This window comes from Bacillus sp. JUb11 (assembly GCF_024807925.1).
GTDB lineage: Bacteria > Bacillota > Bacilli > Bacillales > Bacillaceae > Bacillus > Bacillus altitudinis.
The window spans coordinates 508,199-534,308 of sequence record NZ_JANUEZ010000002.1; the positions used below are offsets into that span (position 1 = coordinate 508,199).

At 42.6% G+C, this 26,110-nt stretch carries 22 protein-coding genes; 7 read left to right on the forward strand and 15 right to left on the reverse strand.

The genetic code is table 11. The features are described from left to right. Positions 1-25: 25 nt before the first annotated feature. Together M2369_RS05780 and tagD are read right to left on the reverse strand one after the other, a co-directional pair. The gene (locus M2369_RS05780) at positions 26-1,456 is read right to left on the reverse strand and encodes an alpha-glucosyltransferase N-terminal domain-containing protein (protein WP_259253546.1); all 1,431 of its coding nucleotides are present in this window, start codon (positions 1,454-1,456) and stop codon (positions 26-28) included. A gap of 133 nt (positions 1,457-1,589) precedes the next feature. After that, positions 1,590-1,979 (reverse strand): glycerol-3-phosphate cytidylyltransferase, encoded by a 390-nt coding sequence (tagD, locus tag M2369_RS05785; RefSeq protein ID WP_008343212.1) that lies wholly within the window; start codon positions 1,977-1,979, stop codon positions 1,590-1,592. Positions 1,980-2,350: 371 nt separating this feature from the next. Here tagD and M2369_RS05790 point away from each other — a divergent pair, with 371 nt between their 5' ends. Both M2369_RS05790 and M2369_RS05795 read left to right on the forward strand, forming a co-directional pair. Then, on the forward strand, positions 2,351-3,121 hold the full coding sequence (locus M2369_RS05790) for a WecB/TagA/CpsF family glycosyltransferase (RefSeq protein ID WP_045033965.1): 771 nt from the start codon (positions 2,351-2,353) through the stop codon (positions 3,119-3,121). Positions 3,122-3,132: 11 nt separating this feature from the next. After that, positions 3,133-4,320 (forward strand): CDP-glycerol glycerophosphotransferase family protein, encoded by a 1,188-nt coding sequence (locus M2369_RS05795; RefSeq protein ID WP_259253547.1) that lies wholly within the window; start codon positions 3,133-3,135, stop codon positions 4,318-4,320. A gap of 17 nt (positions 4,321-4,337) precedes the next feature. Here the strand turns inward: M2369_RS05795 and M2369_RS05800 are convergent, their stop codons facing one another. The 12 genes from M2369_RS05800 to M2369_RS05855 form a co-directional block, all read right to left on the reverse strand. Beyond that, on the reverse strand, positions 4,338-6,968 hold the full coding sequence (locus M2369_RS05800; protein WP_259253548.1) for an N-acetylglucosaminidase: 2,631 nt from the start codon (positions 6,966-6,968) through the stop codon (positions 4,338-4,340). A gap of 317 nt (positions 6,969-7,285) precedes the next feature. Continuing rightward, positions 7,286-8,236, reverse strand: a complete 951-nt coding sequence (manA, locus tag M2369_RS05805) for a mannose-6-phosphate isomerase, class I (RefSeq protein WP_110487149.1) — start codon at positions 8,234-8,236, stop codon at positions 7,286-7,288. Between the two features lie 147 nt (positions 8,237-8,383). After that, the gene (locus M2369_RS05810) at positions 8,384-9,205 is read right to left on the reverse strand and encodes a carbohydrate ABC transporter permease (protein ID WP_259253551.1); all 822 of its coding nucleotides are present in this window, start codon (positions 9,203-9,205) and stop codon (positions 8,384-8,386) included. Next, positions 9,202-10,173 carry a carbohydrate ABC transporter permease gene (locus M2369_RS05815; RefSeq protein WP_259253552.1) on the reverse strand — a complete coding sequence of 324 codons (972 nt, stop codon included), beginning with the start codon at positions 10,171-10,173 and terminating at the stop codon, positions 9,202-9,204. The genes M2369_RS05810 and M2369_RS05815 overlap by 4 nt, the downstream gene beginning before the upstream one ends. A 57-nt stretch (positions 10,174-10,230) precedes the next feature. Next, positions 10,231-11,499 (reverse strand): ABC transporter substrate-binding protein, encoded by a 1,269-nt coding sequence (locus tag M2369_RS05820; RefSeq protein WP_035702233.1) that lies wholly within the window; start codon positions 11,497-11,499, stop codon positions 10,231-10,233. A 99-nt stretch (positions 11,500-11,598) separates the two neighbouring features. Next, the gene (locus M2369_RS05825; RefSeq protein ID WP_243172971.1) at positions 11,599-13,020 is read right to left on the reverse strand and encodes a response regulator transcription factor; all 1,422 of its coding nucleotides are present in this window, start codon (positions 13,018-13,020) and stop codon (positions 11,599-11,601) included. Next, positions 13,014-14,456, reverse strand: coding sequence for a sensor histidine kinase (locus M2369_RS05830; protein ID WP_160757760.1), 1,443 nt, complete (start codon positions 14,454-14,456; stop codon positions 13,014-13,016). The genes M2369_RS05825 and M2369_RS05830 overlap by 7 nt, the downstream gene beginning before the upstream one ends. Then, entirely contained in the window at positions 14,453-15,454 is a 1,002-nt protein-coding gene (locus M2369_RS05835; RefSeq protein ID WP_072367381.1) for a sugar-binding protein, read from the reverse strand. Before M2369_RS05835 ends, M2369_RS05830 begins: the two co-directional genes overlap by 4 nt. Before the next feature lie 70 nt (positions 15,455-15,524). Then, the gene (locus tag M2369_RS05840) at positions 15,525-15,980 is read right to left on the reverse strand and encodes a GNAT family N-acetyltransferase (RefSeq protein WP_259253560.1); all 456 of its coding nucleotides are present in this window, start codon (positions 15,978-15,980) and stop codon (positions 15,525-15,527) included. Positions 15,981-16,087: 107 nt separating this feature from the next. Beyond that, on the reverse strand, positions 16,088-16,696 hold the full coding sequence (locus M2369_RS05845) for a bifunctional 4-hydroxy-2-oxoglutarate aldolase/2-dehydro-3-deoxy-phosphogluconate aldolase (RefSeq protein ID WP_096881944.1): 609 nt from the start codon (positions 16,694-16,696) through the stop codon (positions 16,088-16,090). Next, positions 16,668-17,684, reverse strand: a complete 1,017-nt coding sequence (locus tag M2369_RS05850) for a sugar kinase (protein WP_259253562.1) — start codon at positions 17,682-17,684, stop codon at positions 16,668-16,670. Before M2369_RS05850 ends, M2369_RS05845 begins: the two co-directional genes overlap by 29 nt. Before the next feature lie 86 nt (positions 17,685-17,770). Beyond that, positions 17,771-18,781 carry a LacI family DNA-binding transcriptional regulator gene (locus M2369_RS05855; RefSeq protein ID WP_058337009.1) on the reverse strand — a complete coding sequence of 337 codons (1,011 nt, stop codon included), beginning with the start codon at positions 18,779-18,781 and terminating at the stop codon, positions 17,771-17,773. Positions 18,782-19,038: 257 nt separating this feature from the next. Here M2369_RS05855 and kduI point away from each other — a divergent pair, with 257 nt between their 5' ends. The 5 genes from kduI (at position 19,039) to M2369_RS05880 (ending at position 24,461) form a co-directional block, all read left to right on the forward strand. Beyond that, on the forward strand, positions 19,039-19,866 hold the full coding sequence (gene kduI / locus M2369_RS05860; protein WP_017368169.1) for a 5-dehydro-4-deoxy-D-glucuronate isomerase: 828 nt from the start codon (positions 19,039-19,041) through the stop codon (positions 19,864-19,866). Between the two features lie 4 nt (positions 19,867-19,870). Then, positions 19,871-20,644, forward strand: a complete 774-nt coding sequence (kduD, locus tag M2369_RS05865; protein ID WP_039165356.1) for a 2-dehydro-3-deoxy-D-gluconate 5-dehydrogenase KduD — start codon at positions 19,871-19,873, stop codon at positions 20,642-20,644. 104 nt (positions 20,645-20,748) lie between these two features. Beyond that, a complete protein-coding gene (locus tag M2369_RS05870; RefSeq protein WP_061420385.1) occupies positions 20,749-22,215 on the forward strand; it encodes a spore germination protein in 1,467 nt (488 codons plus the stop codon). Between the two features lie 3 nt (positions 22,216-22,218). Next, positions 22,219-23,319: a GerAB/ArcD/ProY family transporter gene (locus M2369_RS05875; protein WP_061420388.1), complete on the forward strand. Its 1,101-nt coding sequence runs from the start codon at positions 22,219-22,221 to the stop codon at positions 23,317-23,319. After that, the gene (locus tag M2369_RS05880; RefSeq protein ID WP_061420391.1) at positions 23,316-24,461 is read left to right on the forward strand and encodes a Ger(x)C family spore germination protein; all 1,146 of its coding nucleotides are present in this window, start codon (positions 23,316-23,318) and stop codon (positions 24,459-24,461) included. Before M2369_RS05875 ends, M2369_RS05880 begins: the two co-directional genes overlap by 4 nt. 204 nt (positions 24,462-24,665) lie before the next feature. Here the strand turns inward: M2369_RS05880 and M2369_RS05885 are convergent, their stop codons facing one another. Then, positions 24,666-26,063, reverse strand: coding sequence for a bifunctional glycosyltransferase family 2 protein/class I SAM-dependent methyltransferase (locus M2369_RS05885; protein WP_159160039.1), 1,398 nt, complete (start codon positions 26,061-26,063; stop codon positions 24,666-24,668). Positions 26,064-26,110: the final 47 nt, after the last annotated feature.

The following is a 26,110-nucleotide window of genomic DNA, read 5'->3' on the forward strand; positions in this document are numbered from 1 at the left end:
CTTTCACAAAGATACAGTTCGTTCTTTAATTGATCTTCCAAGAGTAGTAACCATTTTTCGTTTGGTAAGACCACCCATCTATTGACGAAGGTTTGTTGGTGAGCAGTTCTTCTTCCACTTCTAAACGCTGTAATACCTCTTGATGATGTGTTTTTGACTTACTTCGGATGTAAAAATCGACATGTTTCGTTTGATTGAGTTCGATCTGTTTCTTTGTTTGAAAATGACCAATCGGGAAAATCACTTGTTGATTTTCGTTGATGGTTTGAGAAATAATTTCAGCACCATTGACTCGATCAAATCCTGCAAAATCTATTTCTACCTGATCCGCAATGTTCATTTCACCTTCCATCTCAAGCTGCAGATGAAGGACATGATGCTCAGAGCTTACATCACGCAACATCCATCTTGCATGTTCCACAACACTTCTTAGTTCTTCTTTAAGTACTCGATTATCAAGCATATTCTGAAGAGCCGCTCCCCAAGAAGAACCATCATCCTGTGGCAATAGATAAAAGGAAGATTGTTCCCCTAAAACGTTTTCGACATCTTCCTTATGTTTCGGATGACAAAAGAAAATAGCATCTACTTGCTGCTTCCTGATTTGTTTAAATAGTTCTTCATAATGAGTGTGCAATTGACGGGGATTTTCCTCATAGTGTGCGTCATGCACAAAAGCAGCATAAAATACTGAATCGGATTTTTCCATTTTAAACAGATCTTGATCTATCTCTCGATCTTCTGCAATCATCAATTTCATGCGTTCATTTTTTGTTTGAATATCAGATAGCCATTGCTGTACGATATCGGATTTTTTCACAAATGTGGTGATGCCTGTCTTCTTGTACCAATTAATATGCCTTACTGTATTCTTCTTGGCACTTCCAGAATATATGGTTTCCATGTAGATACTTCTATCATCTCTAATGAATTCTTCCAGAAAAGGGACACCCTTATGCGGAACATAGTGAAGTACTCTTCGTAAAGCGCCATGTATATCGTATTCTTCCCGTTTCATCAATTGCTGTTCTTCATTAAATTGATCTATATACAGAATGGGGGAAGAAGGTAGTTCGTATCTTGTCACTTGAACGGTTGAGTTGTCCTCAGATATAAAGACTTCATTAATCGATTCCGATACGGTACCTGTAATAAACTCCGAATAAACCCTTTTACTCCCGCTCTCCGGTAAAATATAGTGTTCAAATACATTCAAGATGGAAATTTGAGGGTGAAAATTCTCCTCTAGGCTTCGAATATCCCCCTTTACATTTACATCAAAATTCAAAGTTAAGATGGTAGCTCGTTTATTCTTCTCAGCCAATGATTTTAATCTTAAGTTTAATGAATCCGTTAAGGTGTTGTCCTGTTTTGGCACATCCCCCATAATAAAGTAGTAGTCCATGTCAGGAATTTCAACCGATTTCATTGTTTCATTTAGTTCAGGTTGATCCAATGTGTGTTCACCTTTTTTCTTCATCCAATTTTGAAACACAGGAAGCTCTTCTTATAAAAATGATCACTTGCTATGTATTTTACATGAAAAAGCACTTCTCACCAAAAGATAAGAAGTACTTTTTTTCAATCTATTATAGTCCAGCAATTTCTTCCTTAATTTGTGTTGTCGAAATACCTTCTGTTCTCTTCAAGTAAACGACTTCGCAATGCTCTTTCAAGAAATCAAATTTACCTTCCCAGTCATCCCCCATAACAAACACATCAATGTCATGTTCTTGTACGTCTCGGACTTTTTGATCCCAGCTGTTCTCTGGAATGACTTCATCTACATAACGAATGGTTTCTAAAATCAGCTTGCGATGCTCGTAGCTATGATAAGCCTTTTTTGATTTTTGTAAATTAAACTCATCTGTAGAGATGGCCACTACTAAGTAATCTCCAAGCTGTTTTGCACGCTCTAGCAGCTTGATATGCCCCCAGTGTAATAAATCAAATGTACCGTAAGTAATAACTTTCTTCATTGCAAACATAAACTCCTTTCTTTATTCCTTATTCGACTGCTTCAAGCAGTAATGTTTATCCGTAATCCTATTCTCATCGGTCATGTTTTTTCGCTCTTCGGAACCTCATTATATCATAATGCCTAAAAAACGTTAAGAAAATGTAAAGACAAACTATTTCCAATTTAATGGATAAAATAGTGAAACTGCGTCACTACAGTATTTCAACGTTTTTAGAGACTAGTTGTTTATTAAAATGTCATGAAATTAAAAGGATTGTAAAGTTATTGTTAATATTTCATGGAGCAACTGTGATAAAATGATCTGTAGGTTAAGAATGAATTTACAATGATCGTACAATAGATAACAAAAAGAAAAAGGGGGTTTATACAGTGGAAACAGAAGTGGTCTCTAACCTTTCTTATGTAAATGGCGACTTAGACGAATTTATTAGTTATATGAACCAACACCACCTTTCACAGCGAAGAGGCGCAATGATTGCAACGGTGAATCCAGAAATAGGCTATGCAACTATGAAGGATCATGCATATCATAAAGTCATCTCTTCTGCAGACTATGTCTTACCTGATGGTGTAGGTGTTGTCTTGATGTCACGTCTTATAAACCATCCGTTGAAATCAAGAATTGCAGGCTTTGAGGTCTTCATGTCTATGCTTGATCTCGCAAACAAGCAATCTAAAAGTATTTTTTTATATGGTGCGAAAAAAGAAGTGCTTGAGGCTGTCAAACAGCGAATTGATACGGAATATCCGAATGTGGTGATTGCAGGCAGCTGTGATGGTTATCAAGCGGATAAACGGTTTGTGGCAAAACAAATTGCTCGTTCAAAAGCAGATATGGTGTTTGTTGCTTTAGGTTATCCAAACCAAGAGAACTTTATTTATGAATACCGTCATTTGTTCCCGCAAGCTGTTTGCATCGGTTTAGGCGGAAGCTTTGATGTATTTAGCGGAACGGTGAAGCGTGCACCACGCTGGATGATTAAAACAAATACGGAATGGCTGTACAGACTCATTGTCAATCCGTGGAGATGGAAACGAATGCTGAATATTCCAAAGTACGCTTTTGCCGTATTAAAAGAAAACAAAGGGAAAAAGCGCTACTATCCTGAGCAAGTAAAAGATCAGACGAAGCAGCTGTGAGAGACTGATACATGATGAATATACGCTCAATGATCATCTCATGCTATGCAGCTTTTGTTTCTTTTGCTGGATGGCTCATGAGCGGCGTGAAACCTCGTGACAATCAGGTGACGCTGCTTGTTTCATTCCAAGAGAATGCAGCTGCTCTCATTGATACTTATCAAAAACAGGCGAATATGACAATGAAGCTCACTGTCCTCTATACGAAGCATGCTTCCGTGATAGAAAAGGACGTGCCTCATGTGTCATTTCGCTATTTTCATGAAAAAAATCCCATCCATCTCATTCAATGTATCTATACGATGCTAAAAAGCAAAGTCGTCGTCACAGATAATTATTTTCTGATGACAAGTGTGCTAAGAAATAGACCTTCTACTACTTGTATTCAAGTGTGGCACGCCAATGGTGCTTTGAAAAAGTTCGGTCTTGAAGATGCTTCAAATCATCACCGTAGTTCTCGTGATCTGCAGCGTTTCAAGCGGGTCTATGCGTCTTTCGATTATATCGTTACTGGCTCAGATCACATGCGCGAGATTTTCAAAACTTCATTTGGCGTCAACGACGATCGTTTTTTGCCAACAGGTGTACCCTTCACAGATGCGTACTATGATGAGCGCCCTATTTCCTTTCAAACGGATATTTTTCCAAAAGGCAAAAAAGTGCTGCTGTATGCGCCGACCTACCGGGACTTTGCAATGAACGGTCTTGTCTTACCTTTTTCTAAAGAACAATTGCAGAGTGAGCTGAATGGCGACTATATTCTGCTCGTCAAACTTCATCCTGCGGTGAAACATTTAGCCAAAGCAGAAACAGATGGCGAGTGGATCTTTGATGTGTCCGATCAGCCGCTCTTTCCATTGCTCTCTGTATGCGATGTCCTGATTACAGATTATTCATCCATTGTGTTTGAATATGCGCTGCTCCGAAAGCCTGTTTTGTTCTTCACTTACGATCTAGAGACTTATCGCACAAAACGCGGCTTAGTCGAACGTTATGAAGACATCATTCCAGGAAAGGCTTGCGTCACTCAAGATATGCTCTTAACGGAGCTTAAGCAGCTAAACGAATCAGCCAATCAAGACTTATTGAAAACCTTTGCTGAGGAATGGAATCAATATTCAAAAGGGAAATCAAGTCAGCAGCTTCTTTCCTTTATTGAACATCAGCTCTTACACAAAAAACGTCCGGCTTCTCATTAAGAAGCACGGACGTTTTTTTATTTGTTATACACGGGGATATCATAATACAGCGTATAGTTATCAAGTAAGTTATACAAACTATACATACGAGTGACCTGTTTAGAAGCCCAGCCAATATCTGTTGCATATTGGTGAGTGGCTGTCGCAGACCAGCGCATTTTGTAAATGGTATCTTGTTTGTATGTGGCATTATTGATGTAGCTGTTGCCAATGAATTTTGCCCCGCCAATAATGGCTGCCTCTGGTGTGAACCATTGCTGTTCATACGCATATTTTGCTCCGAGGTAATTCGGGTTACTGTCATATGCACCAATGCCATACATGTTGTACACGATTCTATCATTAAACTTCGTACCGTTCGCTAAAATGGAACTGCCGTTGCCTGTTTCAAGCAATGCATGTGAAATGAGATAGATTTCGTTAATATGATACGTTTTTGCTGCTGTGATAAAGGCTTGTCCTTTTCCGGCAAGAATGCCTTTCCCTGCTAAAATCTTCGTATTCACTTCAGTCGGATTGAGATTTGCAGCTTCAGAGAGTTTGAGAAATTGAAAATAAGATTGAGTGCCCTCCGCGATATTCGCTGGGTCTACATATTTTAATACTTCTGCTGAACTCGCATTTCTCCAGCCAAGGCTGATCTTGATCCAGTTGCCTTCTTTTCCAAGCTGCTTCACTTTTGTCCCTTTGTTCAGCTGTGCGACGATGTTGCTAGCCGAACTTGAATCAGGTGTAGAACGTACATTTAGCCCGTCTGTATTCACTGTGGACGTCGCTGGGTCTACATATGTCGCATAGACGTAGGCTGCACCATCTGTCTGCGGCGACACCTTCATTTGTTTGTTTACCATCTCATTGACTGTGAGGTTATAATTCGTCTGCATCACCATTGGACCATTTTTGATTTTTGTCGCTGTGGCTGTCCAGCCGTATTGGCTTTTCACAAAAGCAATGGCCGCATTCGCATTTGGTAACCCTGTAAACTGCTGTGTGATGTTGATTTTATATGCCGGTTTTGTCGTTGTTGTATAAGCAGCTGGTTCATTTCGTTTTTTGAAGAATGTCATGCCTTGATCTCTTAAGGCAGCAGTCGAAATAACCCCTGTTTTGATCTGATATTGACCATAATCAGTTGCTCCCGTTTTTTGAGCGGCTGCTTTCATTTTTTGTTTGGTTAAATAACTTAAGGCTTGATTCAGCTTTGTCTGATTCACAGTTGCCTCTGTCGTAATACGGTATTGCTTAACAGCTTCTGTTAATGTTTTTGTACTGCTAGCAACTCCATTTTTTTTCATGATCTCTTGTGCCTGCTTTACTTTGCTTTGATCATATACAGGAGTTGTCATTAGGCTGTATGCTTTACTGACGGCTTGTCCCTTGCCTGTTGTGATGCTGCTTGTCACCTTTTGTGCTTTTAAGTATGCAGCACCTTTATTTACTTTTGTCTGATCCGTTGCTTGATTCACGACAAGTCGATACGTGCTATCAGATGCTTTGCCTGTTTTTTTCGTTGTGGCGGATACTTTTTTCTTTTGGAAAAATGCCGTCGCTTTTTTCGCTTGATCATCGCCCAAAAGATTCCCAGTCACTACTTGATATGGCTGTGTAGAGGAGATCTTTTTAGACGTATAGCGCCATTTCTTTTTCTTGAAAAAAGCAACTGTTTTTGCGTAAGTTGTGTCATTTAATTGATTGAGCTTTACGATATAATTTTTCGTTTTCCCTACTCGCTGCACAGTACCTGACGCACCAGCTTGTTTTTTAATCTGAGCCGCCGCTGAGGCTGCTTGCTTACTGTCTTTGAAATAGCCTGATTCCATGCTATATACATTTTTAACAGCTCCAGCCTTCTGAATCTTTCCGCTGATTTTCGCTTCTTTTTGCAGCTGGGTCAGAAGGGTTTGCGCTTTAGACTGATTCGTTTGTGCAGCAGATGTGACGATGTAATACGGTTTGCCTGCTGCTACCGTTTGGAGTACTGCTTTTAAACCAGATTCCTTTTGAAAACCTTGCAGGATGGTATTTGCCTTACTCTGTCCGACAATATTGCCTGAGATCAGCTGATACACGGTGCCAGCTTTGTTTTCGGTTTGATATGCACTAGTGACTCCGGCCTGTTTTTGTAGTTCGGTTTGAATATTTTTGACTTTCGTTTCAGAATCAATGGCTCCTGAAATGACCTGATAAGATGGTCTACTTTGATTGATAGCTTCATACGTGCTATTGAGTCCTGATGTTTTCGTCAGCTCGAGCGTCAGTTTTTTCGCCTGACTTTCATCGTTGATTGGATCAGATACGATTTTCTGTAAAGGAAGGCGGTCACCTACTGGAGACACCGTACCGCTCATGCCTAACTCTTTTTTTAATGCAGCGGCACTTGCACTCGCTGCTGCTTGTGAGTCATATCCTGAGGCAGTTAGCTGATAAGTCGATGTATTTCCTGACGTTTGATAAGTGGCTGTCCACTTCTTATCCTTTTTCAACGTGTCAACCGCTTTTTTGACTTCTGCTTCTGTTGTAAATACTTTTGAGGTGCTAATCGTATAAATGGATTGATCGACATAGGAGGCTGCTTGCACTTCTTTGCCCGTGTGTAATGTCATACCAAAGGCAGCTGCGAGTAACATAATCTTGATGGTTTTTTTCACGGTCCCTGTCCCTCTCTTAACTTTGCATAATAGTCTACTAATCTCTTTATCGACAAAAACAAGTCTCTTTCAAGTCCTTTATGCAATAGAAAAAAAGAGGACTCCCGAAGTCCTCTCAAAATTGACAAAGGGGTAAAATGACTTTATTTTACCCCTTTGTCTTCTTTTCAGCGTGATAGAAAACCTTTGCAGCTCTAGGAAGGACGAGTACTGGCGCGGAGCGAATTTGACATTCGTGAGCACCGGCACGCAGGACTGACACCGAATGCGAGGGTTTGTCTACATGCTGAGAGGCTCCCTCGAAGTCCTCTTTACCTTTATATATGTGACACAATCAGTTCACAAGATCCTTCAATGGTGAAGTTCCCTGTTTCAGCCGGCAGGATAAAATGGGCTCCTTTTGGCAGCGGATATGTATGTCCATTATGCTCTAAGGACCCTTCCCCATTAATAACGCTGCACAGCAAAAACGAATAATCTTGCGATAGCTCTACTTTTTGATCAATTTCCCATTTATACACAGAGAAATATTCTGCTTCTACAAATGTTCTAATGGTCACCCCTGGACGAGTTTCTACTGATTCATCTGCATAACCGTCTACATGAGGAACCGTGGTAACATCAATGGCCTGCGTGAAGTGAAGTTCACGTTCATGGCCATTTTGGTCTTTTCGTTCATAATCATACACCCGATAGGTCGTATCTGAACTTTGCTGCGTTTCGAGAACCAGTGTGCCTTCACATAGCGCATGAATGGTACCGCTTGGCACATAATAAAAATCGCCCGGCTTAATTTTCACTCGCCGCAAAAGGCCTTCCCAATCTCCGCTGTTCATCATGGTCACAAGCTCAGTTCTCGTCCGTGCATTATGACCATAGATCATTTCTGCGCCTTCTTTGCAGTCAATGATATACCAGCACTCTGTTTTCCCAAGCTCGCCATTTTCATGTCTTTCCGCATAATCATCATCTGGATGAACTTGAACGGATAAATCTTGGTTTGCATCTAAAATTTTGGTTAAGAGCGGGAAGCGATCGCCTTCTATTCCCCCAAACAATTCTCTGTGATTGTCCCATAGTTCGATCAGCGTTTTCCCTTTATATGGACCGTCTTGCACGACACTTGGTCCGTTTGGATGAGCAGAAATTGCCCAGCATTCTCCCGTTTGATCAGAAGGAATATCATAGCCAAATTGATCCCTTAAGGCTGTACCTCCCCATATTCTCTCCTTCAATTCAGGCAGTAAAAAAATTGGTGACTGCTTCATTCAGGATGACTCCTCCCTTTGCTACCCTTTGATAATCCTTGCCTAGCATGATGAAAACTAGCAAGTCTCAACTTTTATTATGACGCTATCTAAAGAGAAGTCAATCCTTTCAGTACACCGAATGAAAACGATAACAAGAAAATCAATTTACCCTTTGACAGAGCCTGCAAGAAGCCCTTTCACAAAGTATTTTCCGAGTAGAATATAGACCAAAAGTGTCGGCAGCGCAGCCAAGATGGCACCTGCCATTTGAACATTCCATTGCACAATTTGACTGCCTGATAAATTTTGCAACGCAACCATGACCGGCTGATTCTCTGCCGTGGTCATAGTAACCGCAAATAGAAACTCATTCCACACATTTGTGAACTGCCAAATGGCAACCACGACAAACCCTGTGATGGAAAGCGGCAGAATCATATGTCTGAAGATCCCGATAAACCCAGCTCCATCCATCTTCGCTGATTCAATCATTTCATCAGGAATGCTCACATAAAAATTGCGGAACATGAGTGTTGTGATTGGCAGGCCATATACGACATGGACAAGCACAAGTCCCGGAATGGAGTTATACAAGCCGATTTCACGTAAAAATTGAATAAGTGGAATGAGGATACTTTGGTATGGAATAAACATACCGAACAACATGAAGGTAAACACCACTTCTGATCCTTTAAAGCGCCATTTAGACAGCACATAGCCATTCATCGCACCTAATACAGCTGACAATAAGGTAGCAGGAATGACTAGATAAAGAGAATTCATTAAATTGGGTGATAACTTTTCAAAAGCGATTTTGTAGCTTGAGAAATCAAGTGTAGATGGAAGCGACCACATTCGCTCAAGGGTAACTTCACCTAATGGCTTTAAGCTTGTGACGAGCATGACATAAACAGGCATGAGAAAAAACAAACTGCACAGTATTAATAAAGCATAAAGAACTGGGCGGACAAATCCTCTTGAGGTCATGATGAAGCCCCCTTCCGGCTAGACAGGAGATACGGCACGATAAAGACCGCAACAGAAATCAACATGACGATCGCAATGGCGGCACCACCTGCATAATTGTTTCCTCTAAAGGTCATTTCAAACATATAAACACCTGGCACATCGGTGACAAAGTTTGCACCTGGTCCTGTCATCGAGTAAATCAAATCGAAGATCTTTAAAGAAATATGTGCCATGATAATGACGACGCTCGCTGTGATTGGTTTTAACAGCGGGAAAATGATTTTCCAAAAGATTTGCCATTCAGTTGCGCCATCCATTCTAGCAGCCTCTCTCACTTCCTCTGGAATGCCTCTAAGACCAGCCAAATACATCGCAAGTGAGAACCCTGTCATCTGCCACACAGCAGCGATGACAACTGCAATCATTGCTGCCGGTACACCAAACTCAATTTTTCCCCAGACAAATCCAGCTAAAATGTTCGTATCCGTGTACCACTTGGGCTGGATGCCGAGTGTTTTTAAAAACAGATTCACCCCAGTTGATGGATTTAGGATCCATTGCCACACAACACCTGTGACAACAAAGGAAAGGGCCATCGGAAAGAAAAAGAGATTCCGAAAAAGTGATTCCCCCTTGATCTTCTGGTCTAGTAAAATGGCCAGTACAAGCCCAGAAGCAATGACTGCTCCAATAAAGAATAATGTAAAAAAGACCGTGTTTCGAAGATCTGACTGAAAGCGAAAATCTTGAAACAGCATGACATAATTTTTCATACCTGCGAAAGAAAAATCAGGAACAAGCGAGGTCCAGTTCGATAATGAAACATATCCTGTCCAGCCAATAAAGCCGTAAACAAAAATGAATAATAAAACAGCTGACGGTGCTAAAAATAGCAGGGCAAGCAGCTGGTCTCCATTCCATTTTTTCCGAACACGTCTCACTTTTGCTGCTGGTGTTTTTGTGATCGGCGATGTGTCCATGCGCATGAAGCTACACTCCTTTTTTAAAAAAGAGGCGGTGCCTAACGGCCGCCTCTTTCATCTTTATTTCATTGAATCTTTTAAAGAAGAAACGAACTGACTGCTGTCTTTTTGTGTCACGAAAATATTGACGGCTTGGTTCGCCTTCGTGACAAAACCTTCTTCAGCAGCTGAGCCATGCGCAAGAGACGGTGCCAGCTTTGACTCTTTAAACGCCTTCATTGCCGATTTTCCATATTCATCATATTTTGATACGTCTGCATCCACACGTGCCGGTATTGACCCTTTCAACGGATTAAACGCATCCTGTCCTTCCACAGATCCTAAGACAGATAAGAATTTTTTCACGTTTTCTGGCTGTTTGACACCCTTCGGCAGTCCGAATGTATCCGTGATGACCATAAAGCTGCCCTCCGTACCAGGAGTAGCCACGTATCCAAAGTCTTTATTCACCTTCAAATCTAGATCATTTACAAAGTATCCTTTTGCCCAATCACCCATGACATTCATTGCAGCTTCCCCTTTTGCCACGAGCTGTGAGGCATCCTGCCAGTTACGCGAGCTATGATCGTCGTTGACGTATTCGAGCATACGTCCAAAGATGTCTGCCGCTTCCTTCACTTTTGCATCATCCATTTTTAAGTCGCCCGCCCAAAGTTTTTGATAGTCATCTGCACCTAGTACACCTAGAAGAACGCTTTCAAACAAATGAGTCGCTGCCCAAGGTTCTTTATCCCCAAGCGCAAGTGGAGTAATCCCTTTTTTCTTTAAGGCATCGGCTGTTTTGAAAAATTCATCAAACGTCGTTGGTGGCTGTAAGCCCTGTTCTTCAAATACTTTTTTGTTATACCAAAGCACATTTCCTCTGTGAATATTCACTGGAACGGAATAGATTTTCCCGTCTTTGCTCACAAGGTCAATCAGTGATTCTGGAAATTTATCCTTCCAGCCTTCTTTCTCATAAAGGTCATCCAGCGGCTCCATTTTACCTGCGGCTACCCAGCTCTCATTCAGCTCTGCTCCCCCGTGTACTTGGAAAGTAGCTGGCGGATCATCTCCTTGCATCCGGCTTGTTAGAACAGCCTTTGCATTCGTACCAGCACCACCAGCGACAGCTGCATTTTCAATTGGAATGTCTTTATTTTTCTCCTCAAACAATTGAATGAGTGCCTTCAGCCCGTCTTCCTCACCTGCACCAGTCCACCAAGAGAAAATTTCTAGTTTCTCCGCTCCGCCCTCTTTTTTTGCATCTGAGTTCGTCGATGAACTGCAAGCAGAGACGACCAGCATACAGAGTGCCAATAAAGTAAAGCCTAATTTAAACTTCATCATGGATCCCCCATCCCTATTTTGTAAGCGTTATCAAAATAAGTATACTGGCAGATCCTTGCCTTTTTTCAGGCAAACTTCTTCACTTTTTTATGAAATTCTTCATTTTTTTACGACCTGTTTTCGATATTCCTTCGGTGAACAGCCAACCATTTTTTTAAACACACGACTGACGTAATTCGGATCAGTATATCCTGCTTGATAGGTGATTTCTTTTAAACTAAGCGAACTCTCTTTCAGTAGCTTCTTCATTTTATCCATCCTACAGGTCGTCACATATTCTTTAAATGTCAGACCTGTCTCATCCTTAAAGCGTTTGGTGAAATACGTCGGGCTTAAATCAACATAGGCGGCCGTTTGCTCCAGCGTGATATGTTCGCAAAAATGTGTTTGAATGTATCGTTTCGCCCGTTCTATATCATTCACCGTCTGGGTTCTTGCTTCATACAGATCAAATAAATGTTCACAGCATTGGCGGCATTCTGTTTCTGTGGTGATAGCTAGAATCGGCACATCTGCACGAAGTCGTGATTTGAGTAAAATGAGCAGCTCTTTCACATGAGAAATGGTTGCCCCTTCTAATTGGAAGGCATCATAGTAAGCAAGAGCATCATCTCTTCTCCCTTCTTCTAGTGCCAACATCATGTCATCGGCAAGCTCAGGCAAGTTGATCAATACGTAAGATTGTCTATCTGTATAGTAAAAGCCATAACGAACAGCACCGTCATCTTTTTTTCGCTGATAATAGGAAAGCTTCGCTTCTGCCGCACTTTTCTGAAGTTGAAGTGGATTTGAGACAGGATGACCCATGCCAACAATGACAGGGGAATGCTGCTCGCTTGTCATGGCAGCGCGAATGGCTTGCAGTACATTCGCCTTTAGATGACCAGGTGATTGATGGCTGTAAATCAAGCATGTAAACAGCTCACCGCTCACTTTGATAGGCACTGCTTGAAAAAGAGCAGACTCCTGCAAATGATTCAGGAGTTGATCCCCGCCTGTCCGCTGAACAGCGATCACTAGACCTGCTTGAAAATCCGGAAACAGCCGCTCAAACGCTGTGGAGGAATAAGATTGACCGTTCAACACATGAGCTTCCAGCCATTTTGACTGCTGATTGACTTTCTCCGCCTGCCGCAGGGAGACCTCCTGCTGAATTTCTGCCGCAACAGAACGAATCGCTGTAATGGTTTCATCTTTATCAGCTGGTTTGACAAGGTATTGTTTGACCCCTTCCTGCATGGCTTGCTTGGCATAATCAAACGTATCGTAGGCTGTCAGCATAATAAATTTAGTATGAGGACAGCTTGCTTTGATCTGTTTGATCGCTGTGAGTCCATCCATGCCTGGCATCTGAATATCCATGAGCACAAGGTCAATTGGCTTAGACCGCGCCAATTCCACCGCCTTTTTTCCATTCGCAGCTTCCCCTGCAATATGACAGTCTGGCAGCCATTCGGTCATGAACTTACGCATCGCCATTCGTTCAATTTTTTCATCATCCACAATCAGCACGTTCAGCATGCTCGTTCCTCCTTGATTGGTATTGTCAATTGAATGGTGGTCCCTTCGTTTGGCTTTGAATCAATTTGAAGGGCATCCTGCACTCCGTAAAACAAACGAAGCCTCGACATTACATTTCGAAGACCAATTCCTGTCGAGTGACCTTTACTACGTGTGTCTGGATGATCTTCTTCCTCTTGCGATAGCAATCTCTTTTTCTCTTGATCACTGATGCCAAGTCCATTATCCCGAATCCGAATCATGACAAAGCCATCATCTCGATCAATAGAGAGCTCTACAAGCCCCCCCTCTTCTTTTGGTTCTACCCCATGAATAAAGGCATTTTCGACAAGCGGCTGCAATGTAAGGCTCGGAATGTGAACAGATAGACACGACTCATCTATGGTCGTTTTGCATGTAATACGATCGGAAAATCTTGTTTCTTGTATATGAAAATATTCTTTTACCACTTTCACTTCTTGTTCTAACGTAACAGATGTGCTGAGAGGAGATAGCGAATACCGCATCAGCGTAGAAACGGATTGTATCAATCTCGATGTCGCATCAGCTGATTCTAAGTACGCCATACGTGAAACGATGTTTAATGTATTAAATAAAAAATGTGGATTCATTTGATTTTGCAGTGTTTTCAGCTTCATGTCTTTAATTTTCTGATCTAAAGCGGCCTTTTGTTTCATCTCTTCAATCATGACCTTCATCTCTCGCCGCATTCGCTCAAAGGCATGATTTAACACAGAGATTTCGTCTTTTGATGACACATGCAAATTCGGACCATCAAAATTTCCTTCTGATACTTCTTTGGCACTTCGAGATAGATGAACGATCGGTCTTGAAATTCCGCCCGCAATGATATAGGCCATCCATAAAGCGATGCCTATCGATAATGTAAATAGACATAGAGTAAAAAGCGCATACGTTTGATGTCTTTTTTGAAGGGATTGGTAGAGTACTTGATACTCAGATAATTCATCATCCAAAAGGGTCATTGTCTGCTCTTGGATATAAGAGGACACGGTTCTTACTTCTTTCACACTTGCAGCATATTCTTTGATTTTCCCTTCTTTGACATGATTCATTGTCGCATCACTTTCGTTTATGAGCGTCCGCATCATATATTGATATTTTTCAATGGAGGGGATGGCGGCATGAAGCCCTGCATCTTTGAGCAATGCTTGATCATATGATGTCATTTTCTGTTTTGATTCAGCATACCCCTTGGCAAACGCCTGATCCTTTTCGATGGCAAAGGCGTTGACCTTTTCATACATCGTTTTTGCCTCTGTCGAAATATCATTCAGCAGGAGAAAGGAACGAAAGCTCTTGCTATATTCTGATGTGATTTTTGAACTGCTCCAATACACAAAAAAAGCGGCCACATTACCAAGGAGCACGAGAATTAAAAATGCCAATAATAATTTACTTCGTATTTTTCTCATGGCTGAACCCCCTGTGGTCTTTCTGTTTGATGAAGGGGCAGGTCTCCTCGCCGAATCACACTCGTCCCTGTGTACTGCAGCGGTTCTTGTTTATCCCCTTGCTGCAAACGAACAAGAGATTCAACCGCTTGATAGCCCATTTCATAAGGGTGCTGTACAACCACTGCATCAATTTTCCCATCATCCAGCGCTTGAATCGTATCAGGCAGAGTATCAAATGCGAGCACATAAACATCTTTAGACGAATGATATTGCTCTGTTGCTTGAATAATGCCGACACCGTCTAATGCGCTTGTTCCATAAAATGCGGTGAGCTGCGTATGATCATTTAACAATTTATACGCAGCACCGGAAGCACCTGATTTCGTAATCGCCGACTCTTCTATTCCAGCAATATGAATGCGTTTTTCACCAGAAACGGCATCTCGAAACCCCTTCACGCGAAGCTTCTGGTGAATCGCATCAAGCCGTCCCGTCACAATGCCCACATACTGTTCGCCTTTTGTATCGGCGATGAGTGCCTGTCCGGCGATAAAGCCAGAATAATAGTTATCTGTTCCAACATACACTTGACGCTTGCTCCCCTCTGCATCGGTATCGACTGTGACAACATCTATACCTTTCTCTCTTGCTTTTTGAAAGAGCGGTTTGTATCTCTTTGCATCAAGCCCTTGCGTCATAATGCCATCCACATGACCAGCAATCGCCATATCAATGGTTTTCAGGTGATCATCCAAATCAGCCTGCTTTGGACCTAGGTATTCAAGATACACCCGATGAACTTCCGCCGCATCAGCAGCTCCCTTTTGCACCAATTGCCAATATTCATTATCAAGTTCCTCTGGTACAAGAACAAAGTGATATTGATAAGTTGATACCGTCTCATCGGAAGCGCTTTCAATTTTAACTAAATCTTGACCTAATACAGATAAAAAAAGAACAGATACGACACAAAATGTGAGAAATGCGCCCATTCCGAACAACTTCGACCATTTCATTCACATTCTCCTCCTTCCATTGTTGCCGCATAAAAAAAGAGCTGCTTATAAAAGCATACTCTCTCGACCTCTATAATTCCTTTGTCATAAATAAACTGTTCGGATCTTCTTGGTATGAACCAAAAGGCGGACAATATTGAAATCCAAAACTTTCATATAATTTTCTTGCCGGTTCAAAGAAAGCAATCGCACCTGTTTCAAGGCTCACTCTTTTATACCCCCGCCGCTTCGCCTCTTGGAGAAGGTGGGTCAACAGATGCTTCGCCACGCCTTTTTGCATATGGGCTGCTGCCGTCCTCATCGATTTGAGTTCACCATGTTCACTTGATAGCTCCTTGATGGCTCCGCAGCCAAGAAGCACCTCTCCATCCCTTGCACTCCACACTGTGACATCATGTTTTTTCAGATCGTCTAACGGAAGGGCATGAATGCTTTCTGGCGGTGAATGTTTTTTCATCTCTTCTAAATGAGCTTTAATCAATTGTTCAATTTGACCATCTTTTAGTTCATCTTGTTGAATGTACATATCGACCTCCTTTATGCTCATTTTACGTGAAAAGAAGCGCCTTCCCATCTTTTATGTCAGATAAACGAACAAACAACCGGCAGTCATCAGCCGGTTGTTTATGTGAACTACATGATGGTGGAAGAAAGAACAGCCTGTAATTCTTCTGCTGTACTGCTTTCAAGCTGGCTGCCGACACCTACTGCCACGGCTCCTGCTTCAAGCCACTTTGGCACATCGACTGGATGAATGCCTCCTGTTGGGATGAACTCAATCTCTGGAAACGGACCTTGCAAATTTTTCATATAGGACAAACCGAAGGAGCCGCTCGGAAAAAGCTTTAACACGCTGTATCCATTTGCTTTTGCCTGCATAATTTCACTCGGGGTCAAAACACCTGGAACGTAGAGTGTATCGTGAAAAGATAGGTGCTCTCCGATAGTAGGAAGATATCCAGGGCTAACGATGAATTGAGAGCCGGCTTCAATGGCTGATTGTGCCTGCTCAAGCGTTGTAATCGTTCCGGCTCCGACAATCAAGTCGTGGTCATGCTGGTAAGATGCAATGATTCGCTCTGCATTGGGCGTGGTATATGTCACTTCGATGGCCCGCACCCCTTTTTTCTTTAAACGACCAATCATCTCTATCCCGTCTGCTTCACTACCTGCTCTGACCACCGCAATGAGTTTACAAGCTGCGAGCTTCTCTTTAACGCTCATACTTGCTGACTTTCCCATACCTCTCATCTCCCTTCATATCGTGTCGCCTTTGATATCGTTTGGCTTCTTTTATAAATGCCTGAAGCTCCTCACGAGTCGGCAGTCCCTCGTGATCTCCTGGGGACATGACTGCAAGTGCTCCAATGGCATTGCCTCTTGCAACCGATTTTTCATATGATAATCCGTCCAGCAGACCGCTCATCACTCCCACTGCAAATCCATCACCAGCTCCGACTGTATCCACGACATGAGACACATGGAAACCATCCACTACACCTTGGCCGGATGCACTTTTGAAATAGGCTCCTTCCGCTCCCAGTTTAATGACCACAAGCTTGACACCTTTTTGTAAATAAACATCCGCAATCGCTTCCGGCTCATGACATCCTGTGAGTCTTTGACCTTCTGCAAGCCCTGGGAAAAACCAATCTACTTGAGCAGCCATCTGGTTCACCGTATGAATCATGTCTTCTTCCTCTTCCCATAGTTGAAGTCTAAGGTTCGGGTCAAAGGAAATGGTTTTTCCTGCTTCTTTCATTTCTTTAAGGGCATGAAAAGAAAACGCTCTCATTTCACTAGACACAGCAGGCGGGATTCCGGTCATATGAAGATGTCCTGCCTGATGAAAATAAGTGGACGGGAAATCGCTTGGGTTCAATGTGCTCGCAGCAGAGCCTTTTCGGTAGTACGTCACATCAGGGTCTCCATCGATGACTTTTGATTTAAGCAATATTCCTGTTTTGGCTCCATCATTTGAACGGAGTACTGCCTTCGTATCGACCCCTTCTTTTTGAAGCTCTTCTAAAATAAATGTACCAAGTGAGTCCGCCCCGACCTTGCTCATCCAGCCTACGCTAAAGCCTAATCTTGCCAAGCCGACCGCAACATTACTCTCTGCACCAGCAAGTGCTTTTTGAAACGTATTCACTTGGTGAAGCTCGCCAATTTCTTTTGCATAAAACATCGCCATTGATTCCCCAAATGTGATCACATCCAATGCTTTCACTCATTTCTCCCCTTTCTTGGTACCGGTTTCAAAACAGTTGAAAAAGAGAGAGCATGCACGTATGTATACTCTTCTCTGCCTAACGTTTATAAAGATTTTCTCACAATGATTTCTCCATCAAGTTGAATGGTCTGGGGTGCACTCTTATCCCCTTCAAGACGCGTCTTGATTTTTTGCATCGCCGCTTTCCCCATCTCATGAGATGGCTGCGCCACCGTAGTGATGCCTGGCCCGATCAGCTTATACCATTCTGTATCATCAAATCCGGCAATGCCTATCTCCTCAGGAATCTTTACCCCAAGATCGACAAGTTCACTGATGAGCTTCAGCATGAGTAATCCATTGCCTGCTAAAATCGCTTTTTTCTGATGGCTTGATTGTAAAAAACGACAAATCTCATCTCGCATTTGTTCCTTTTGCTTCAAATTGATTTCTGCAATCATAGGTGTCTTATGTTGACTCATGGCCGTCTGTTCATAGGCTTCTTTTCGTTCTTCACGAGGACTAATCCCATCGACCGGCTCAGTAAAGAAAGCGATATGTTCGTAGCCTTTTTCATACATTTGGTGAAGTAGACGAGCCGTGATGTCACGGTTATTCGTTGTGACGGTATCGACCTTGAGTTCAGGTAACTTACGGTCAACAAGAACAATCGGTACACCGTTTTGCTTAAAGTCTTGCAAAATGTCATTGTTTTGACCCGTCGTATTAATGATCAGCCCTTCAATATAATGCGCATTCAGCTTCAGAAGCATTTCTCGTTCTTTTTCTGGACGATTATCTGTGTTGCACACCATGATGCTGTATCCATATTCATCACAAATCTCTTCCACACCACGAAGTGTCGCAACAGAGAATGGATTCGTAATATCAGCCACAATAAAACCAATGACCTTGCTCTTTCTTACTTTCAATCCTTGGGCAAGCTGACTCGGACGATAATGGAGCTCCTCAATGGCTTTTTTAATCTTTTTTACCTTTTCAGGAGAAATTTCATTTGTTCTGCCATTGATGTATCTGGATACCGTTGATTTTGAGACACCTGCATATGCTGCAACTTCGTTAATGGTGACTTTCGTTTGCTTTTTCTCTTTCATACAAAAAACTCCCAAGATCGATCTTCTTATTCGTTTCGAAACCGATTTCAAATAAACTTAAAAAAATCATACCACAAGTTGAACTGTATCAGAAGATTTTTTTCATGAACATGAAGAAAAAAAGCTTTTATACAATTAAAGAAAGCGATTTCAAATTAACGGTTGACGCCGCTCTCTTTTTCCTCTAGAATTTTCCTTGAAACCGATACCAAATAAAACAATCATATGTTTCAGATGGAAAGGGAGGCTTATCTCAAATGGAAAATCGTTATGCTGTACATCCTGAGCAGGTCAAGCGTTTTACAACAGAGGAACTTCGTCGTCATTTTCATATTCCGACACTCTTTGTCAGTGGTGAATTGAAGCTATATTATTCGCATGAGGACCGTGTGGTGATTGGCGGTGTTATGCCGACATCAGAACCGATCAAGCTAGATGCCGGTGACTTTTTACGTACAGAATATTTCCTTGAAAGACGGGAAATTGGCATTGTGAATGTCGGCGGCCAAGGTACGGTTACAGTCGATGGTGAGTCATTTGTGCTGGAGCATAAAGATTTCTTATATATTGGACTTGGACACGAACATGTACAGTTTGCTAGTTCATCAGGTGAGCAGGCCAAATTTTATCTTGTGTCAGCCACAGCTCATAGAGCGTATCCGACACAAAAGGCTGCGATTGCTGAATTAACACCGAATCATTTAGGGGAAGCATCCGCCTCAAACGTACGGAATCTGTATCAGGTCATTCATGCAGACGGCATCCAAAGCTGCCAGCTTATGATGGGCATCACTCAGCTTGAAACCAATAACACATGGAACACGATGCCTGCTCATATACATGACCGGCGGATGGAAGTGTACTTATATCTTGATATAGAGGAAGACGCACGTGTCTTTCATTTTATGGGGGAGCCATCTGAAACGAGACATCTCGTTGTAGCAAATGAAGAAGCCGTCATCTCACCTGCCTGGTCCATTCATTCAGGCTCAGGTACCGCAAATTATTCATTTATTTGGGCAATGGCGGGAGAAAACTATACGTTTAAAGATATGGACTTTGTCCCGATGGACCAGCTGAGGTAATGAGATGACGACGACATCATATGTAGCGTCCCTCTTTTCCCTCGAAGGCAAAACAGCTCTTGTCACAGGTCCTGGAACTGGTATTGGGCAAGGTATTGCCGTAGCGCTTGCCCGTTCAGGTGCAGATATCATCGGCACCTACCACCATACGCCGCTTGATGAAACAAAAGAACTTGTCGAACAGACCGGCAGATCATTTCATGCGATTCAAGTAGACTTTGCAGATCCTAAGTCCGCAAAGCGGGATGTTGATGCCCTTTTAAAACAGCATTCAATTGATATTTTGATCAATAATGCTGGGACCATTAAAAGAGAAGAGGCCGCTCAATATTCAGAGGAAAACTGGCATACTGTGATGGATGTGAATATCAACAGTCTCTTTTTCCTCACGCAAAAGGTCGGACAGCAGATGCTGAATAAAGGGCAAGGGAAAATTGTCAATATCGCTTCCCTTCTATCATTTCAAGGCGGTGTCTTTGTTCCCGCTTATACAGCAAGTAAGCATGCTGTCGCAGGTTTGACGAAAGCTTTTGCAAATGAATGGGCAAGTCAGCATATTCAGGTCAATGCGATCGCGCCTGGTTATATTGCAACCAATAACACGCAAGCCATTCGTGACGATGCGAACCGGAATGAAGAGATTCTGAAACGAATCCCCGCTGGACGCTGGGGACGGCCTGAAGATCTAGCAGGTGCTGCCGTCTTTCTCAGCTCCCCTGCCTCCGATTATATGAACGGTCATATTTTAGCCGTAGATGGCGGCTGGCTGGCGAGATAAACATGTGAAGGGAATTCCTATTTTAGGGGATTCTCTTTTTTCTATTTGCATAATTCTTCTCCTTCCGAGTCACTCTATAAAAAAAGACATGAGGGTGAGGTATTATGAAAAGTCGTATTGAACAAGATATAGAGTCCGTCATTCAGCGTGTCAAAAGCTTTGCCGGCAAAAGTGATGATATCGTGTTCCACTCTTTTTCATTTGGTCCTTCCGCTGTCTCTGCATGTCTCGTGTACGTTGAAGGACTCACAGAATTTGAGATGCTTTCCAAACAAATCATTTCACCTATGCAAAAGGAACTGACCATCACCGAGGTCGACCACACCACACTTTCTTCCCTTTCTAAAACGTTCTTTGGTATTCAAAATGATGTGCTGGAAGATATGAACCTTGCCATCGAGCAGTTATACAGCGGCAGGACTATTTTATTTGTGGATAGGGCCACTCAAGCGCTTGCGCTCCATACCAATCTTTTTCAATTTAGAGAAGTAGAGGAGCCGCAATCAGAAGTCCTTGTTAGAGGACCAAGGATTGGATTTATTGAAAATCTTGAAAAAAACACGGCATTGCTTCGTGAACGGGCAAACGATCCGAACCTTGTCATTCAAAAGGTGAACATAGGTACTCGTAACAAGAAATCTGCTGCTCTTGTGTATGTTCGTGATATCGCAGACCCCAAACTAGTAGATGATGTATTCTCTCGCATGAAGCAAATCAAAATGGATGATATTCCTGAATCCGGCTATATTGAACAGTTGATTGAAGACAGTCATATCTCTATTTTTCCGCAGATTCAAAATACAGAACGTCCTGATCGGGTGATTGCCTCTGTGTTAGAAGGAAAGGTGTCTATTTTGCTCGATGGGACGCCGTTTGCCCTCATTATGCCGATGACTCTCACTGCCTTGATGCAATCACCGGAGGATTATTATCAAAGATGGACAAGTGCGACTCTTTTGCGTTTGCTCCGTTATATTGCCGTGCTTTTGACGATCTTTTTACCGGGACTCTATATCGCCCTTGTTTCCTATCATCCTGGTTTATTACCAACACGAATGGCACTTACCATCGCAGGCAGCCGGCAAAATGTGCCCTTTCCTCCTGTAGTGGAAGCCATTTTGATGTCGTTTACGATTGAACTGCTGCGGGAAGCTGGACTTCGTCTTCCTAGGGCGATTGGGCAGACGATTGGACTGATTGGCGGCGTCATTATTGGACAGGCGGCTGTCCAAGCCAACATCGTCAGTGCCTTAATGGTCATTATTGTGTCTCTGACGGCACTAGCCGATTTCACTGCTCCATCATATGATTTCAGCTTCCCCTTACGCATTCTGCGGTTTATGGCGATCTTCAGTTCAGCCATGTTTGGATTATACGGCCTCATCATGTGTTATTTATTTGTACTTTGTCATTTGATGCAGCTAAAGACCTTTGGTTTTGACTATTTCACACCTGTTTTGTCTTCACCGTTTTCAGATTTAAAAGATACGTACGTTCGTTTACCAATAGGGCTATTTAAATCGAGACCGAAAACAGCCAAGACAAAAAATCTCAAAAGACAAGGAGAGTAAACGATGTACAGAGCTGAGAAGCTATCATTGTTACAAGTCACCATTCTGTGCAGTTCTACAATGATAGGCGCTGGAATTTTAACCATTCCTCGCAGTTCTGCCAATTCAGGATTCCCTGATGGCTGGATCATTGTATTAATACAGGGAGTCATCTTTGCTTTCGTTGCTTTTTTGCTAGGTTGGATTGCGGAGAAGAATGCACCGGATACCATTTTTGAATCGAATACAAAAGGAGCCGGTGCCTTCTTTGGCACGATCTTTAACCTAATGCTGATCGGTTATTTACTAGCCATTGTTGGCTTTGAGGCGCGTGTACTGGGGGAAGTGGTTCAATTTTTTCTGCTCGAATCGACCCCCATGACAGTGATTGTGATGATTTTTTTACTGGTGGCCATCTATCATTTAAAAAGCGGAATTTTTCCGGTAGTGAAAATGGTGACATATATTTATCCGATGACGATGATCATTTACGTTGGGCTCATGCTGTTTAGTTTGAAAATATTCGATTTTGATTACTTACGCCCGGTAATGGCACACGGGTTTAAAGATTTTAGTAATTTGTTCTCTCAAACATTTATTCAATTTACAGGCTTTGAAGTCATTCTGTTTGTCGTACCGCTTGTCTATAAGGACAAATGGTCAAAAGCGAAATGGGCAGCAGCGATCGGTGTAGGGATCACCACACTTATTTACTCCCTCACGCTCTTTATTGTGATTGGCTCCATGACGGTTGGAGAAACGATGTCACTCACATGGCCCACCGTTTCACTCATTCAAGCGCTAGAACTTGAAGGGGTTTTTATTGAACGATTCGATATTTTCTTACTGACGATTTGGACATGCCAGCAGTTTATTTGTATGCTTGGCTTTTTCCAATTTGCCATTAAAGGGTGTCACACGGTCTTTAAGACGACCAATATCACGAGGTTGCTATGGGTGCTGTTTTTCTTAACCTCTGCACTCTCTCTTTTTCCGAGAAATATCAATGAAGTCTTTTACTACTCGACTTTACTCGGCTATGCGTTGTTCGCTGTTTTAGCCATTCCTTTTATAACAGCTATTCTGCTCATGATACGTAAAAAATGGGGAGGTCGTTCTGCATGAAAAGGCGGCGTTTATTGCTCACCTTTCTGTCTTGCTGTCTTTTGCTTTTATCGACAGGCTGCTGGGACTTAAAGGATATTGAGAAATTATCGTTTGTGCGCGGTGTTGGCATTGACGAGGAAGATGATAACGGAGTCAAACTCACCTATCAAAACCTTGTCCCTAAAATGGGCGGAACACAAGAAGCAGACTCCCCTGGCTATGTGAATGTCGTTTCAAAGGGGAAAAATGTACTGGAAGCAGTCAGCAATGTCGCTTTGAAGGACCCGCCGATTTACAGTGATCACCTCAAAATCTTTTTGTTTGGCAAAAATCAAGCCGAGCATCATGATATTCAAGGGACACTCAACCACTTTATACGAGATGATGAGGTTCGAAGAAGCAGTTACCTCCTAGTGTCACGGCACGAAGCATCAAAAGTCATCAATCAAAAACTAAAATCACAGCAAAGAGTTCCAGTCGAGCATATTTTTGAAACATCAAAAAACCGGAGCTTTAACGGGAAGATTTTACTGCCAACACGTATTGGTCGAGCGTCGGATTACTTTCAGATGGGTACAAGCTTTCTTGTCCAGAGTGTGGATGTCGTAAACGGAGAACTCACCTATGATGGTGCAGGCATTATCCATGGAAAAACACGAAAGCTGATAGGATTCATACCAGCAAAAGATGTCCAATCTTTAAACTGGGTCATGAATCGCATCTCAGGCGGAGTCGTACCCGCCACCTACAAAGGCTTTCCGATTACGTATGAAATCAAGAAAGCAAAATCCAAGATTGAACCCTATCTGAAGAACGGAAAGGTTTCCTTTAAAATTAATGTTCAAACAAAAGGAAAACTATCAGAAGATCAATACCCCCCTGAAAACTCATTCGATGAACAGTACATCAAACGATTTGAGCGCATTTTTGAACGCAAAATCAAAGAGCGCATTCAAAAAGCTGTCCACCACATGCAAAAAGAAGTTGGTGTTGACCCGATCCTTTTAAATCGGCAGGTGCGCATCAAGTATCCAGACTTTTGGGATCAGCACCGCAATGAATGGGATACACTATTTCAAGAAGTAGACATTGCATATGACGTAAAAGTGAGCATTTTGAACTTTGGTGCAGAAGGCGCAACGAAAAGCTTTAAATGGTAGCACAAAAGGCGGTCATCCGCCTTAGATGGTTGACAAAGGGCTAAAATGAACTTTGTTTTAGCCCTTTGTCTTCTTTTCAGCGTGATAGAAAACCTTTGCAGTCTAGGAAGGACGAGTACCGGAGCGGAGCGAATGAAGGATTCGCGAGCACCGGCGCGCAGGACTGACAAAGAATGCGAGGGTTTGCCTACACGCTGAGGCGGATTACCCGGAGGGGGAACCGCCTTTTTTACGTGCAACGATCAAAAGCTGATAGAGCGTCACTTGATCAGATAATGCTTTTGTTTGAAATCCAAGTGACTCTCCTACTCTCGCCACTTCGTCAAAAAACAATTGAACGTTTTGATCAATTGGCACATTGATCGGCTGTTCAATCACGCGATGAAACAAATGGTCTGGAAAGAGCGCCCGCATTGTGTTTGGTGTGAAAAATCTCATATGTGTTCGATCTAAAATCCCCACATCTTGATACGTAAAATCACCTGCCATTAAAGGCAGCAGCACTTCCGCATGCATCATATTAGGTAAGCAGCAAATGATCACGCCACTTGGTTTTAAAGACGCATGCGCATGAGCTATCAACTGCCATGGGTCTGACACATGCTCTAACACATCAGAAAAGATCACAGCATCAAAAAAAGCTTCTTTCTCTGACCAAGGATACGCCTCCGCTTTTGTCTCAATCACTTCTTTGTAATACGCCTTTGCCATCTCTGCTTTTAATGCATCCGCCTCTATTCCGTACATGTCAACGGACTGCCGGTTGATCAGTTCAAGCCCTGTCGCCCCAGCACCGCAGCCAACATCCAGCACACATACGGCATCCTCAGGGAGCAGTGCTGCAAAATATGGATGGGGCGTTATCAGATTTAAATCAATGCCCCATTTATCTAAAAAACGAAGCCTGTTCTCCGCAAACAACGTAGAGATGTTCGTTTCTTCATTGGCATTGAAGGTAGCATGACCGTGATGATGCACAAAAGAATCATGGACGATTTGCAGCTGGTACCCCTTCAGTAATGAGCGCAGACAAAGGTCATCATCCTCAAATGATCCATATACAAACCGCTCATCAAATAACCCTACATCCTCGATCAGCTCTCTTTTGACCAGCAGACAAAAACCAACAAGTCTATGCACATATGTTCTTTGACCTTTTTGCGAAGCCGTATATGCCTTCGCAAAGGCAGGAAGCTCCTTCACATCTGTGTAAGATGGCTGAACGAGCTGAGGACCACTCACATAATTGGAGACAGGGCCTACCATGCCAATACGATCTGATGCAAAAAGGGCTTCTCTTAAAGGCAAAAGCCAGTTTTCGGTCACAATCGTGTCGTTATTTAAAAAAAGAAGACTATCTCCTGTTGCTTTTTTCGCCCCTTGGTTACAGCCCTTGGCAAAGCCTTGATTCTTCTCGTTGTCAATCAACACGACATCTTCCAGTTGTCTCACATATTCCTTTGTTCCGTCTGATGAAGCATTATCCACGATAATGAGTTCATATTCATCACGCCGAGTATGCTTCTTGATACTGTCGATACATTTTTTCGTTAGGTGCAGTTCATTGTACGTCAGCATCACAATGCTCGTTTTTCCTTTCATCTCATTTCCACCTTTCGCCCGCCTGTTCCATATGTATGTCATAGGCA

Bases quoted from the DNA above. Each gene is read 5' to 3' on its own strand.
- tagD (WP_008343212.1), bottom strand. From the start codon at position 1,979: ATGAAGAAAGTTATTACTTACGGTACATTTGATTTATTACACTGGGGG.
- M2369_RS05795 (WP_259253547.1), top strand. From the start codon at position 3,133: ATGATGAATATACGCTCAATGATCATCTCATGCTATGCAGCTTTTGTT.
- manA (WP_110487149.1), bottom strand. From the start codon at position 8,236: ATGAAGCAGTCACCAATTTTTTTACTGCCTGAATTGAAGGAGAGAATA.
- M2369_RS05810 (WP_259253551.1), bottom strand. From the start codon at position 9,205: ATGACCTCAAGAGGATTTGTCCGCCCAGTTCTTTATGCTTTATTAATA.
- M2369_RS05815 (WP_259253552.1), bottom strand. From the start codon at position 10,173: ATGCGCATGGACACATCGCCGATCACAAAAACACCAGCAGCAAAAGTG.
- M2369_RS05820 (WP_035702233.1), bottom strand. From the start codon at position 11,499: ATGATGAAGTTTAAATTAGGCTTTACTTTATTGGCACTCTGTATGCTG.
- M2369_RS05825 (WP_243172971.1), bottom strand. From the start codon at position 13,020: ATGCTGAACGTGCTGATTGTGGATGATGAAAAAATTGAACGAATGGCG.
- M2369_RS05830 (WP_160757760.1), bottom strand. From the start codon at position 14,456: ATGAGAAAAATACGAAGTAAATTATTATTGGCATTTTTAATTCTCGTG.
- M2369_RS05835 (WP_072367381.1), bottom strand. From the start codon at position 15,454: ATGAAATGGTCGAAGTTGTTCGGAATGGGCGCATTTCTCACATTTTGT.
- M2369_RS05840 (WP_259253560.1), bottom strand. From the start codon at position 15,980: ATGTACATTCAACAAGATGAACTAAAAGATGGTCAAATTGAACAATTG.
- M2369_RS05845 (WP_096881944.1), bottom strand. From the start codon at position 16,696: ATGGGAAAGTCAGCAAGTATGAGCGTTAAAGAGAAGCTCGCAGCTTGT.
- M2369_RS05855 (WP_058337009.1), bottom strand. From the start codon at position 18,781: ATGAAAGAGAAAAAGCAAACGAAAGTCACCATTAACGAAGTTGCAGCA.
- kduI (WP_017368169.1), top strand. From the start codon at position 19,039: ATGGAAAATCGTTATGCTGTACATCCTGAGCAGGTCAAGCGTTTTACA.
- kduD (WP_039165356.1), top strand. From the start codon at position 19,871: ATGACGACGACATCATATGTAGCGTCCCTCTTTTCCCTCGAAGGCAAA.
- M2369_RS05870 (WP_061420385.1), top strand. From the start codon at position 20,749: ATGAAAAGTCGTATTGAACAAGATATAGAGTCCGTCATTCAGCGTGTC.
- M2369_RS05875 (WP_061420388.1), top strand. From the start codon at position 22,219: ATGTACAGAGCTGAGAAGCTATCATTGTTACAAGTCACCATTCTGTGC.
- M2369_RS05880 (WP_061420391.1), top strand. From the start codon at position 23,316: ATGAAAAGGCGGCGTTTATTGCTCACCTTTCTGTCTTGCTGTCTTTTG.
- M2369_RS05885 (WP_159160039.1), bottom strand. From the start codon at position 26,063: ATGAAAGGAAAAACGAGCATTGTGATGCTGACGTACAATGAACTGCAC.